Annotated in this window: 8 protein-coding genes; 5 read left to right on the forward strand and 3 right to left on the reverse strand. The window is 28.4% G+C overall.

Annotated elements, in window-relative coordinates; all coding sequences use genetic code 11:
- The 3 genes from AC0UBM_RS05380 to AC0UBM_RS05390 form a co-directional block, all read right to left on the reverse strand.
- Positions 1 to 771, reverse strand: coding sequence for a LytR/AlgR family response regulator transcription factor (locus AC0UBM_RS05380; protein ID WP_475687965.1), 771 nt, complete (start codon positions 769 to 771; stop codon positions 1 to 3).
- 431 nt (positions 772 to 1,202) lie between these two features.
- Complete coding sequence (locus AC0UBM_RS05385) at positions 1,203 to 2,882, reverse strand: alginate O-acetyltransferase AlgX-related protein (protein ID WP_475687966.1); 1,680 nt, start codon at positions 2,880 to 2,882, stop codon at positions 1,203 to 1,205.
- 4 nt (positions 2,883 to 2,886) lie between these two features.
- Positions 2,887 to 4,302, reverse strand: a complete 1,416-nt coding sequence (locus tag AC0UBM_RS05390; RefSeq protein WP_475687967.1) for an MBOAT family O-acyltransferase — start codon at positions 4,300 to 4,302, stop codon at positions 2,887 to 2,889.
- Positions 4,303 to 4,893: 591 nt separating this feature from the next.
- Here AC0UBM_RS05390 and AC0UBM_RS05395 point away from each other — a divergent pair.
- The 5 genes from AC0UBM_RS05395 to AC0UBM_RS05415 all read left to right on the forward strand — a co-directional run bounded on the left by AC0UBM_RS05395 (position 4,894) and on the right by AC0UBM_RS05415 (position 12,791).
- Positions 4,894 to 6,120 (forward strand): site-specific integrase, encoded by a 1,227-nt coding sequence (locus AC0UBM_RS05395; protein WP_057781525.1) that lies wholly within the window; start codon positions 4,894 to 4,896, stop codon positions 6,118 to 6,120.
- A 122-nt stretch (positions 6,121 to 6,242) separates the two neighbouring features.
- Positions 6,243 to 7,556, forward strand: a complete 1,314-nt coding sequence (locus tag AC0UBM_RS05400; protein WP_475687968.1) for a hypothetical protein — start codon at positions 6,243 to 6,245, stop codon at positions 7,554 to 7,556.
- Positions 7,557 to 7,578: 22 nt separating this feature from the next.
- A complete protein-coding gene (locus tag AC0UBM_RS05405; RefSeq protein ID WP_475687969.1) occupies positions 7,579 to 8,304 on the forward strand; it encodes an SOS response-associated peptidase in 726 nt (241 codons plus the stop codon).
- A 376-nt stretch (positions 8,305 to 8,680) separates the two neighbouring features.
- Positions 8,681 to 9,580, forward strand: coding sequence for a DUF4007 family protein (locus tag AC0UBM_RS05410; RefSeq protein ID WP_475687970.1), 900 nt, complete (start codon positions 8,681 to 8,683; stop codon positions 9,578 to 9,580).
- On the forward strand, positions 9,567 to 12,791 hold the full coding sequence (locus AC0UBM_RS05415; RefSeq protein ID WP_475687971.1) for a hypothetical protein: 3,225 nt from the start codon (positions 9,567 to 9,569) through the stop codon (positions 12,789 to 12,791). Before AC0UBM_RS05410 ends, AC0UBM_RS05415 begins: the two co-directional genes overlap by 14 nt.
- The last annotated feature ends 1 nt before the right edge of the window (position 12,792 follow it).

The following is a 12,792-nucleotide window of genomic DNA, read 5'->3' on the forward strand; positions in this document are numbered from 1 at the left end:
TTAGCGATTTAACCAATCTTTAAAAGCATTTATACGATTGGAACTTACAAAAATCAAGTCGTTAGTATTTACTGGTGTTTGCAATTCTATTTTCAATCTATTCTGACTGTATTTTACAATGGTTTTAATAGCTAGATGACTAATAATGTATTTTCTGTTTATTTTAAAAAAGTGCTTTTCGGATAATTTATGTTCTAAATTAGAAATGGTATCGTCGTACAAATAACTATCTCCAGCGGTTGTGAATATAAAAAGAGATTTATTTTCCGCCATAAAATAAGCAATTTCCTCGCTTTCTATAGATAGTAAGGTTTCGCCTTTAGTTACTAAAAATCGGCCTTGTTCTTCTTTCTTTTCATTACCGGCTTTTAGTTGCGTAAGAAATTTATCTAACTGACTATAATCGACTACCGTGTTTTCCTTAAAATTAATATGCTTTTTTATGGCATTTTCCAGACGCACCTTATCGTATGGTTTTAATAAATAATCGATAGCAAAAAACTGAAACGATTGTATGGCATATTGGTCGAAAGCCGTTGTAAAAATAATTGGAATTTTAATTTCCAAAGTTTCGAAAATCTCAAAACTTTCACCGTCTCCTAGGTGAATATCGCTTAAAATAAGATCGCAGGTATTGGTTTTAAACCAGTTTAAAGACTGTTCGACACTTTCTAATCGTTTTTTTATAGTAATGGGATATTCCATTTTTAGAAGCATACTCTCTAAAGAATTTGCCGCTAAATCTTCGTCTTCAATAATAACAATATCCATTCTAAAGTTTTTTAATCTAAAAGTTAAATGCTGTAAAACACAACACAGATTGTGTCTTTACAAATCGCGACCCAAATTACTAAAAGTCGATTAAAGTCATTATTACATTAACATTTAAAATCTCCGACCTCGAAAAACAAATAACGACAAAATAATAGAGGTATTGAAATAGGTTAGAGAATAAGGCACTTTAAACTGTGTATGTAAGCTTCTCCTAATTAGAACTGCTTGTTTATTTAAATAAACTTGTTGACAAACTTTAACCCCTTAAAAAGGAACAAAATCTTCTTTTAATAATAGTTATTAGTTTAAGTATTTCTATTTATTCTCTAAAACTGGTTGTCCAATTAAATTTGAGCCAATTTATAAATAAGTTAAAGTGGATGATATTATTTTTTTAATGATAATAATATATGCGAGAATTTATAACTTTAAAAAACTTTAAGTCTTCTTTCTACACAAGTTGAAACTACAATATCTGGATTAACTTTATCAACAAAATTCATATCTATGGAATTACCCCGAACATAGATTACCTTCTGATAATGCAATGAAAGAAATTGAACTAGAGCTGTTGAAAAAGAATCTCTATATACTAATAGAGTTGATTGATTTCCACAATTTTCATTTACCGTAATAATTGTTTTTGCAGGATAACCTTTAGAAATTATAGTCTTATAACCCTTATTTTTATTTTTCAAAATGAAATTTGGACTATCATCGTAATAAGACTCCATTTCATTTATTCCAATCATATTTGTTAAATCACCGGATCTTTTCTGGTTATAAGTTATATTAAAATCACTAATATCAAAAGGCACTAATTTTAATTTATCAAAAGTTTGCTTACAGAAAGATTTGTAACCGATATAAGCCCCGTAACTGTTCCAATGTGTATCAAACTTATAATACAATTGATTCTTTGCTCTAGCGGATATAAGATCTGCTCTAACATCTATTATCGGAAACTTCTTTGAATTAAAATATCCAACAAGTTGGTCTGCCAATGTAGTATCTTTTACTATTTGCATTTTCATAGAAAATGGTAGCATATCACTATAAATCGTATGCTTGTTTGGAAAAAAGCCAATAATATATTCAATTCCCCTTGAATTTAAAGTTTTTTTGATTTCGACCTGATTTCTATATACAGAATCAAGTTCTTTCTTTTTATATAAATTAGAATTGGAATAACTATCGTAAATAGCATCCGAGCTATTATTATAAAACATAAATCCATTTTTTCCAAATAAGACTAATTTTGGGTTTGGAGAAACTTTAAAATAATTCAGTTTTAACTTACTATTCCAATTCACGAATAAATTACGCAACCCAAAATTATCGTTATAATACAGTTCAAATTCACTAGGATAGTCCTTTGTAATTTCAAGTGGTTCTTTTGAAAGCTCTCTTTTTTCATCAACAGTTGCCTTAATATCTACATTAAAACGTTTTACAAACATTGGTGTAATAAGGATTAACACAAACACAACAGTAAATAAATATGGATAAATAGATTTCGAATGTATTCTATGATAATACGTAGCAAAAAACACGGTACAGGAAATAATAAGAAGAACGAGGAAATTATAATAATTTAGTCTGGACTTCTCTTGACTTAACTCTTTTATTGCTTGATTCACGTCAAAATTAGACGTGAAATATGGGTCGCAGCGATTATCAATTTTTTGTGTTACAATTTCTTCACCATGCCATTCTAAATACTTATTAGGAGTAAAATCCTCTGCAATATTCAATTCAAATGTTTCAGTTCCCGATGTTAATTTAACATTTTTAATCTTAAACCTTCTTTCCGGATTATTACCTCCAATATCTACCCTAAGCCTCGAAATAGTGTCTTTAGAAGGAAGTTTAAAAATGATTTTTTGATAATCTTGACTTCCAGTAACCTGAACTCTTATGCTATGTTCTTCAGTAAAAGTTTTATCACCTTCTTGCAAATAAAACAACGGAAAAACATCATTGATTGGAGCAACCACATCATATTGAAAAATTATTTCAGTTGATTTAGTTTTAGATTGATTAAGAAAAACAATCCCTATTAAAAATATGATAGATGTAACTATTACAGGGTAAATATATTTTTTCATAATACTAAAACCTAAAGTAGATAAATGGATTATATGTTGTTTGTGCTAACTCTGTTATTGAGAGTATAAAAATTAATATGTAGAAACTGTATGTTATTACATCCCTCCCAATATTGTTTTTTATTACCATTTTTATTTTTGAAGCAATAAATGCTCTTAATGGCAATGAAAATGCTATCCCAGCTATTAAAGCCATAATTACATAATTATTTAGAAAAATGTATGGATAATTGTTTACTCCGGGAGTAAATGAAAACATCTTACCAATGAAATGCATACCATATTCTAAATTTTCTGCCCTAAAAAACACCCAACCCACAATTACAACCAATAATGTATACACCCTTGATAACACATTTAATCTGGGAGGTAATTTCACAATATTTAAACGCTCAATAATAATAAAAATTCCATGAAAAAGTCCCCAAACAATAAAATTCCAACTAGCTCCGTGCCAAAGCCCCGTAAGAAAGAAAACGATTAGTAAATTAATATAAGTTCTATATTTTCCTTTTTGATTTCCACCAAGTGAAATGTATAGATAGTCCCTAAACCATGATGACAAGGATATGTGCCATCTACGCCAAAATTCACGAATAGACCTAGAAATGTAAGGGTGTTCAAAATTTTCTTTAAAATTAAACCCTAACATTTTCCCTAATCCTATCGCCATATCAGAATAACCAGAAAAATCATAATATATCTGTAAAGAATAACATATAATCCCTATCCAAGATAAGGCTGTGGATAATTCATTTGGAGCAATGGAAAACACATGATCTGCTATTAATCCCACATTATTAGCAATTAATATTTTTTTTGCAAAACCACTAATAAATCTAATAATTCCAGTTTTAAAGAGCGTCGAAGTTATTTTTCTATTTACTATTTCTTTTGAAATATCAACATATCTAACTATAGGTCCTGCAATCAATTGAGGGAATAAAGAGATATACATCCCTAGATTAATAAGACTTTTTTGCCCTTCGACTGTTTTTCTATAAACATCTATTAAATAGGAGATACTCTGAAATGTAAAAAAGGAAATCCCTATTGGAAGTGTTACACTGGAAACATCAAGATCTACTGTAATTCCTATTTGAGACAATATATCTATTAAAAAATGAATATATTTATAATACCCAAGTATAGATAAATTGATTGCTACTCCTACAACTAAAGCAATTTTAGTTAACGTTTTATTTCCCTTTTTCTGAAATTCCGATATGATATTTCCAAACACATAATTAATACATATAGAACTCATCATTAATAAAACCATCCATTGTTCTCCCCATGCATAGAAGAATAGACTTGCAATTAAAATGAAAAGATTTCTGAATTTCTGAGCTATAAGAAAATGTAACCCTAGTACAATTGGTAAGAATAAGAAAATAAATAAAACTGAACTAAAAATCATTTTGATTCACTATTTAATATTATATAACAATAGCGCCTTCAACGCTTAAAAAAGAGAAATAAAAATTTACTCCACAAAATGCCTTTCTCAGATGGTAAATATAGTGCTGTTTTCACAAATAATTTAAAAATTAGACACCACAAAATTTAAACACCTAGTAAAGTTCCATAAGAGTGATTATCATAAGAATCTGAGTTTGGAACATTTAGAGACTATCATTATGTGCTATTTAAAAGTCCAGAACAGCAAGTTGGTATGAAGCACAAATTTCAAGATAAAATTAAAAATATTCTTATTCGATGCTACCCCCAAAAATCTTTGTCTGAGCCTATTTGACTGCACTAAATAAAAACAAAAAAAAGCCTCTCGATTTCTCGAAAGGCTTGCCATTATTGAAGTGGTCCCACCTGGGCTCGAACCAGGGACCACCTGATTATGAGATAGACAAGCAACCTTTGCATTTAACTGCATTTAGCTTCAAAGTCACTGCTTTTCAATACTTTATAATTTTTTAAAAATATTTTTGTTTCATCGAGTTTCATCAAATGTTAGCATTTGTTGTACGTATGTTGAACTTTTAAAAAATTATCTATGAAAGCTAGTATCAAAATCATCTTAAAAAAAACAAAGCTAAGTGACGGTACAAATCCAATTAATCTAAGAATAACGATTAATAGAAAGTCAAAATTTTACAAAACACCCTACAATGTCTTACCTAAATTCTGGAATGAAAAGACAAGTGAATTTACTTCAAAATACCCCAACTATTTGCAATCTAATCGTATCCTAAATAAAATAAAACAAGATGCTTCCAAAATATTAGATTTAATGATTGAAAAGGAATTTGAATTCACCATAGACATTTTTGATTCATTATTTAGACCTAAAGAAATTGAACAGTTAAATTTTATACCCTATTTCGAAAAGTTAAAAATTCAATTCTACCAATCTGGAAAAATAAGTTCTTGTAATTCTTATAACGATACAATTAAAGCCCTAAAACGATTTACACCTTCAATTACAACTTATTCATTTTCGAAAATTAATTATACTTTCCTAGTGGCTTTTGAATCTAACTTACGTGCTCATGGCTGTAATGACGGTGGTATTGGGGTTTACATGCGTAATATTAGAGCTGTGTATAATTCAGCCATTAAATCGAAAATTGCATCAAGGGAGGAATATCCCTTTAAAGATTATATAATCTCAAAATTAAAATCTAGTAAAATAAAAAGAGCCTTAACTAAACAAGATTTACAATTACTTCTTGATTATGACCTTTCTACGAACAAAGAGGGAGCAAAGGCATTATACACCTACTTATTTAGTTTTTATTGCAGAGGTATGAATTTTACTGATTTAGCAGAATTGAAATGGGATGATATAGATTTAAGCCATTTTACCTACACCAGAAACAAAACAGGAGTAAAGCTAAATATAAAAATCCCTGATAATGATTATACCATAAAAATTCTGAATTATTTTAAAACTTATCGTCCGTTTGATACTGAATACATTTTTCCAATTTTAAAAAAGGATATAGAATTTTATACAAAAGATGAACTAAAATCTCGAAAAAAAAGTGTGTTAAATCATTATGGAAAACTTCTTAGCAAAATCGCTCTTGAATGCGGTATTAAGGGTAAACTTAATTTCTATACTGCTCGACATACTTTCGCAACACTATCATTAAAAAAAGGAAGAAGTACTGTAATGATTAAACAAGGCTTAGGACATCAGTCTATTCAAACAACTGAAACATATTTAGAAGATTTTTGTACTGAAGAACTCGATATGGCATTTGAGGATATTATGTAAGCATAAATTACTTAGATAAATTTAGGCATTAACTATGATTTATAAACCGACATTTTATCTCATATTTATTCGTTAAATTTAGGAGTTAAACTCCGCATCTAATTAATCTTGGATAAACACTTATGGATACTATTAAGAAAATCAAGGAAATATATACTATAGAAAAAAATACGAAAGAAGGAAACCTAATTAGTACCACTAAAGTGATTAATAGAAATTATGATGAAATTATTGAATGCGCTATTAATGAACTAGAAACAAAAATCGAAAACAAGGAAGATCGGTTCAAGAATATGATCATTACCGATATAAAAAACACCATTAAGAGTATAAGAAGTGTGTTTCCTGATTTATTTAAAAGATTTGATTATTGTACTGATTTAAAAGGAGCCTTTACAGAGTTAAATTCTGTATCTGTGTGTTTGGCTGATTCAGAATTAACAACCGTACATGAACTAAAAAATCACCTCCACCATAGATTAAATGCATTTTACCTGAATAGAGAATACAGTTTATTAAACACTAACACTTTAGCCATTTCTCATCTAGATCGTGGATGGGAACAATGCTCTTTTGAATTAAGTGAAGATTTTAATTTCATTTCAGAGACAAACTTCGGATTTGGATGTGTAAGTTATTTTTACTCAGTAATTAAGTATAAAAATATTATACTCGCACCTTTTTCAGACATTGTTGTATATCCACATGCCAAATACAAGCAAATTATTAATTATTCTGCAAAACACTGCTTAAAATATTCAGAGTGGGCATCCTCCTTTAACTTTATTTGCGAAAATTATTATTCTGCATTAAAAAATGAAAGGGCTTTTTTAGATAAATATTTGATAAAAAATTCGAATAGAATTGGAGAGGATTTAAAGAAATTTATGACTCTTGATTTTAACTCAGTACAAACTATTAGTGACAACTATAAGGTGCTAGATTATTATGAGTACAGTACTTATAATTTATTAGGAGAGAAGTACTGTGAATCAATTAAAGTTTTAAAATTGATAGAACAAATTAACATTAAAAAATATTATGACTATTATTATAACTTACTCTTAGAGCTTAAAAAAGATATTTTGTCTATGTTAGAAGATGGAGTATCAATAGAAATACCAAAAAACATTAATCTTCTTGAAACGAAAAAAATTGAATTCAAGCATAAAAACTATGAAATTTTAAAAAATAAAATTAAAAATCGAAAGCGAAAGCGAAAGCGAAAAACTAGAAAAAATGAATATTTCTATAGTGAAAAAAAACTAGAAGAATACTTAAGTTATAAATATGAAGATTATTTAATTATTGAAGAGGCATATTTAGAATATAAAAAAGAACTATATAAGTTTGATAAAGAAATTTCAATTAATAAGGAAGCTATAAATGAAATTCCTAATTTTATAAAATTTATAAATAAGAAATTGGTGGAGTAAATTTTAGATCTAAAATTAAAATATGTGCTTCCATACTGCTACTACATTTAAAACTAAAAAGCTAGAGAAACACTATGGTGTTAAGTTAAGCAATGAAGAAGTGCGTTCTATTTTTGATAAACCACAATATCATCTTAACGGATTTGCACACCCAAATATGTTGGTTATACCACAACAGAAACCTGAAGTGATAGCTCCAGGCGTTTGGGGAATTGTACCACCTAATAAATCAGCAGATCAAATAAAACTATTTTATAAAGAAGCTGTTAAGTATGGTGGCGGACTAAATGCACGAGCAGAGAAACTATTTAATCATTTTATATATAAAAACGCTATTTACGATAAGCGATGTATCATTCCAGTAACTGGTTTTTTTGAACCACATGAATACGAGAAAAAGAAATATCCATTTTTTATTCAAAACTTCGAGGAACAACCATTGTCGTTAGCAGGAATTTATACTATTATCGATACTTATGTTACGTTTTCTATAATAACAAAGGAAGCATCTCCTTTATTTGCGAAAATTCATAATCTTAAAAAGCGTCAACCTTTAATTCTTAATCTTGAACAATCTAAACAATGGTTGTCATCTAATTTATCTAATGCTCAAATTAAGGAACTTTTACATTTAAATTATCCAGAGCATCTTTTAAAGGCGTATACCGTGAGTAAGGAATTGTTTAGTCCAAAAGTGGATAGTAACATTAAATCCATTTTAGATAGAGTTGATTATGAAGTCTTGTAGGGTAATTTATTTATAGTTTATAAATATAGAATTATATAATTATGTAATGTAGGATTTATAGAGAAGTTTACTTGCTTTTATTCAATTTATCAATACTTTCCTTAGAATAAAAAAAACATTTCCTTGTTTTTTGAACTCAAGATTTCCTTTAATTCGATAATGCATTAAGTCACAACTTTGTATCTTTGCAGTCTTTAAGGCTTCTTTACTAAAAGCCATTTTTTTTCTTTAGCCATATCTACTTGTGTCTAATTTTCTGTTTGTTAGGTGTTTATGTTTTGTGTTTCAAATTCTTAATAAAAACTTATTCTATATGGATGAGTTCATCCATATTTAAATTAAATTGCACTACGAATCAAATTTATATTAATAATTAATGACTTCAAATCAAAAATCTTTAAGATTTTCAGGACATGACACTTTTCATTGTAAAGAGCAATGGATTTTAAAAGGTGTTCAACTTATTGATAATCAGGGTGGTTTAGATATTTTTAAAATGAATGAAGCTATTCCTTTATTAGGTGTAGGGAAGAATATGGTTAGATCTATTCAACATTGGTTAAAGGCTTTCGGTATGTTGAATAAGGAAGATGTTCTAACTGAATTTGCCAATTTATTATTTCTTACCGAAAAACTAGATCCTTACTTAGAGAACGAAGGTTCGTTATGGTTATTACAATATTATTTATGTAAGACTAATCATTCCTCAATCTTTCAACTTATTTTTTCAAGCTATTTTTCAGATAAAGCTACTTTAGAATTTTCTGAATATCAGATATTAAATTATGTAAATAGAATTCTTGTTGACAATGATCAGAAAGAGGTTGCAGAAAAAACTTTCAATTCGGACTTTAAAGTATTTATAAGAACATTTGTTTCTCCTGTTAAAAATGAAAAGACTGTTGAAGATGATTTTAATGCGCCTTTACTTGGTTTGAACCTGGTATCTGATACAGGAAGAAAGAATGCCGTAAATCAAACAGTTTATAGGTTAAATAGAAATACTCAAGAAAGCATTTCTAGTGATGTTTTTGCTTATTGCTTGTTAAATGAATTTGAAGATGAAAATGCAGTGAGTTTTGATAGAGTAAGAAAAACTGTTGGATCTTACTTATGTTTGTCTAATGAAGGTTTAGAAATTCAAATAGATAAACTTTGTGAAGAGAATAATCAATTTGTTTACAAGGACGATGCTGGAGTAAGACAATTACAATTTAAAAATAACTCAAACGAGTTTAAAAATAATATGTTGAAAAACCATTATGGAGTACATTAATAATATTTCAACTAATATAGTTAGAGACGAGTCTAAGCAATTAGACTATGTTGTTACGCCAAATACGAAAGAGATTTTTGATAGAATTTTCGTTAATAATTATGGTGCGAACAAATCATTTAATTTAATTGGTAATTACGGAACAGGTAAATCAACATTTCTTTGGGCACTTGAGAAAAATTTGAATAAAGAGCAAATGTTTTTTAATGACTTATCTTTGGAAGAAGGTAATGTTGTTGATTATGAGTTTATAAAGATTATTGGAGAAAATGATTCGCTTTTAAATGTACTTGGAAAAGAATTTAAGCTAAAAGGCGATTTAGATAATACTAAAGTTATAGCTGCTTTAGAGAAAAGAAGAGTTGCTGCTTCTAAAAAAAATAAAGGTGTTGTACTTGTTATTGATGAGTTTGGAAAATTCTTAGAGTACGCCTCAAAAAATGAGTCGGCTGATGAGCTCTTTTTAATTCAGCAAATATCAGAATGGGCCAACGATGATTTGAATGATACTTACTTCATTATAACATTGCATCAAAATTTTTCAAGTTATGGAAGTAACTTGTCTAATCAAGATAAGCTAGAATGGGAAAAAGTAAAAGGAAGATTTGTTGATTTAGTATTTAATGAGCCGGTAGAACAGCTTATTTATTTTGCAAGTAAAAAATTAAAAGAATTTACAACACCTGTAAGGCTTAAATCTGACTTTAAAAATCTTCTGAAGTTAATACATGCTTCGAAACTAGTTAGCCATAATAAATTGGTAAATGATGACTTAAGTAATTCGCTATATCCGTTAGATTGGCTTTCATCAAATGTTTTGGTTAATTCACTTCAGCGTTACGGACAGAATGAGAGATCATTGTTTTCATTTTTGAATGACGATACTGATTACTCTATTAAGAAACTAAAAGAAAATTTTTATTCAGTTTCTAATGTGTACGATTACTTGGTTAATACATTATCTACTGAAATTAATAGTCCAGACAATCCACATAGAGCACAATGGTTAACTACGTTTAGGGCACTTGAAAGAGCAGAATTAGTTTTCGAGGATGACTATCAGCAAGTTTCTGAGGTTATAAAAACCATAGGATTAGTTAATATTTTCTCTAAAATGGGTGGTCTTTTTGATAAGGCTTTTATTTCTAAATATTTTAAACTTACTAGAAAAGTAAATGTATCACTTATTCTAGACAGGCTTGAAAAAGCTGGGATAATTAGATTCTATAAATATAGTAATAAAATTAATTTTTTAGAAGGAACAGATATTGATCTAGAACAGGAGTTAATTACTGTTAGTAGAGAGATTAATCCTGATTTCTCTATTTCAAATGAAATAAAGAATCTTGTAGATTTACCTGTTTTGCTTGTTAAAAGATATTCTTTTGAAACAGGTACACGTCGGTTTTTTGAATATAAAATATATGATTCAAATAACGGACTATCCAAAGCAGAAGGGGTTATAGATGGCTATATTAATTTAGTCTTTGATGATGTAAAAGTTGCCGATATCAATAAGATGTCAAAAGATTACACATCCAATGTCTTTGTTTTATATAAAAATTCTAGTCAAATTAGGAATGAAGTTTTAATGATTCTTAAGTTTGATAGACTTTTAGAAAAACATCAAGATGACAGAAATGCATTAAAACTATTAAGTTCAGAGAGAGAGTTTCATTTACAACAATTAAGAAACCTAGCAATTAACCAGTTGTTCAATAATGATAAAAATATTTGGATTAATGATGGAGAAATTGAGAGCGTAATAAGTAAACATAAATTATATGAATGGCTTACAGAAATATGCTATAAAATTTATGAACACACACCAGTTTTTAATAATGAACTTATAAATAAACAGTTTTTAAGTGGTCCTATTAATACCGCTAGAAAACATTTAATTAGAGCTTTATTAGAGAACGAACATCTTGAAAATTTAGATTTTACTGCTGAAAAATTTCCGCCCCAAAAAGCTATTTATATAAGTTTATTAAAGGAGTCGGGTATACATCAAAGAAATAATGATCTCGGTTATTATGAGTTGAATAATCCTCCTCAAGACTCTAACTTAACTATTCTCTGGAATGAATCAGAAGCTTTCTTGAATAGTTCTTTATCTAATAAAAGAAATTTATTGGAATTTTATGAACTGTTAGAACAAAGTCCATACAAGCTGAAAAAAGGATTTATTGATTTTTGGATTCCTATTTTCTTGATTGCTAAAAAGGAAGATTACGGTTTATTTCATTCTAATGGTGGTTTTATTCCGTTTATAACTGAAGATGTTATTGATTTAATCCATAAAAAGCCTCAAGATTTCTTAATAAAAAGTTACGATGTTTCTGGTTTAAAAGTTAATTTACTTGAGAGTTACAAGGAGTTAGTTCAAATTGGAGACTCAAATTCAAAAGGAACACAATCTACGTTCTTGTCTATCTTTGGGAATTTCTTAAGATTTCAGAGAGGATTAAATAACTATACAATTAAAACTGATAAATTATCTAGTAAAGCGATAAAATTAAGAGAAGCTATCTTGGCTTCAAAAGATCCTGAAGATGCTCTGTTTAATTTATTTCCAACTGCATTAGGTTATCATTCATTATCTATAAAAGAAGATGAAGAAGTTCTTAATTCGTTTACTAAACATATTCAAGATGCAATAAGAGAAATTCGAAGTGCATATGATGAGTTGGTAAATAGAATAGAACACGTGATTATAGATTCGTTCTATTGCACGTCAACAGATTTTGAAATCTATAAAAAAGAAATTCAATCTAAGATTAGCGATATTAATCCAGCAACCTTAGGTAAGACTCAAAATGTGTTTTATAGACGTTTAATTTCTCCATTAGATGACAGAGTAAGTTGGGTTAAGTCTGTTGCAGATGTAGCCTTAGGTAAAGGCTTAGAAGATTTGATAGATGAAGAGGAGCCTTTATTGGTTGATACCATAAAAGATTTGTCTTTAGGTTTAATAAAAGCCTCTGAAATCCGTAACTTTAATAATAATTCCGAGCAAGGTACTTTATATTCAATTCGATTTTTTGGAGAGACAGGAGAATTTATCGATAATAAACTGGTTGTAAACACTAAGGCTTCTAAGAAATTTACGTCTATTAAAAATAAAATTAGTGAAACGATTAGTGAGTTAGATGAAACTAAGAGAAAAGAGCTTCTAGTGGAACTACTTTCTAAAGAAATGAATATTTAAT

This window comes from Formosa sp. F44, assembly GCF_056238645.1.

Coding starts and splice junctions, on each gene's coding strand:
- AC0UBM_RS05410 (WP_475687970.1), top strand. CDS start 8,681: ATGACTTCAAATCAAAAATCTTTAAGATTTTCAGGACATGACACTTTT.
- AC0UBM_RS05400 (WP_475687968.1), top strand. CDS start 6,243: ATGGATACTATTAAGAAAATCAAGGAAATATATACTATAGAAAAAAAT.
- AC0UBM_RS05415 (WP_475687971.1), top strand. CDS start 9,567: ATGGAGTACATTAATAATATTTCAACTAATATAGTTAGAGACGAGTCT.
- AC0UBM_RS05385 (WP_475687966.1), bottom strand. CDS start 2,882: ATGAAAAAATATATTTACCCTGTAATAGTTACATCTATCATATTTTTA.
- AC0UBM_RS05390 (WP_475687967.1), bottom strand. CDS start 4,302: ATGATTTTTAGTTCAGTTTTATTTATTTTCTTATTCTTACCAATTGTA.
- AC0UBM_RS05395 (WP_057781525.1), top strand. CDS start 4,894: ATGAAAGCTAGTATCAAAATCATCTTAAAAAAAACAAAGCTAAGTGAC.
- AC0UBM_RS05405 (WP_475687969.1), top strand. CDS start 7,579: ATGTGCTTCCATACTGCTACTACATTTAAAACTAAAAAGCTAGAGAAA.
- AC0UBM_RS05380 (WP_475687965.1), bottom strand. CDS start 771: ATGGATATTGTTATTATTGAAGACGAAGATTTAGCGGCAAATTCTTTA.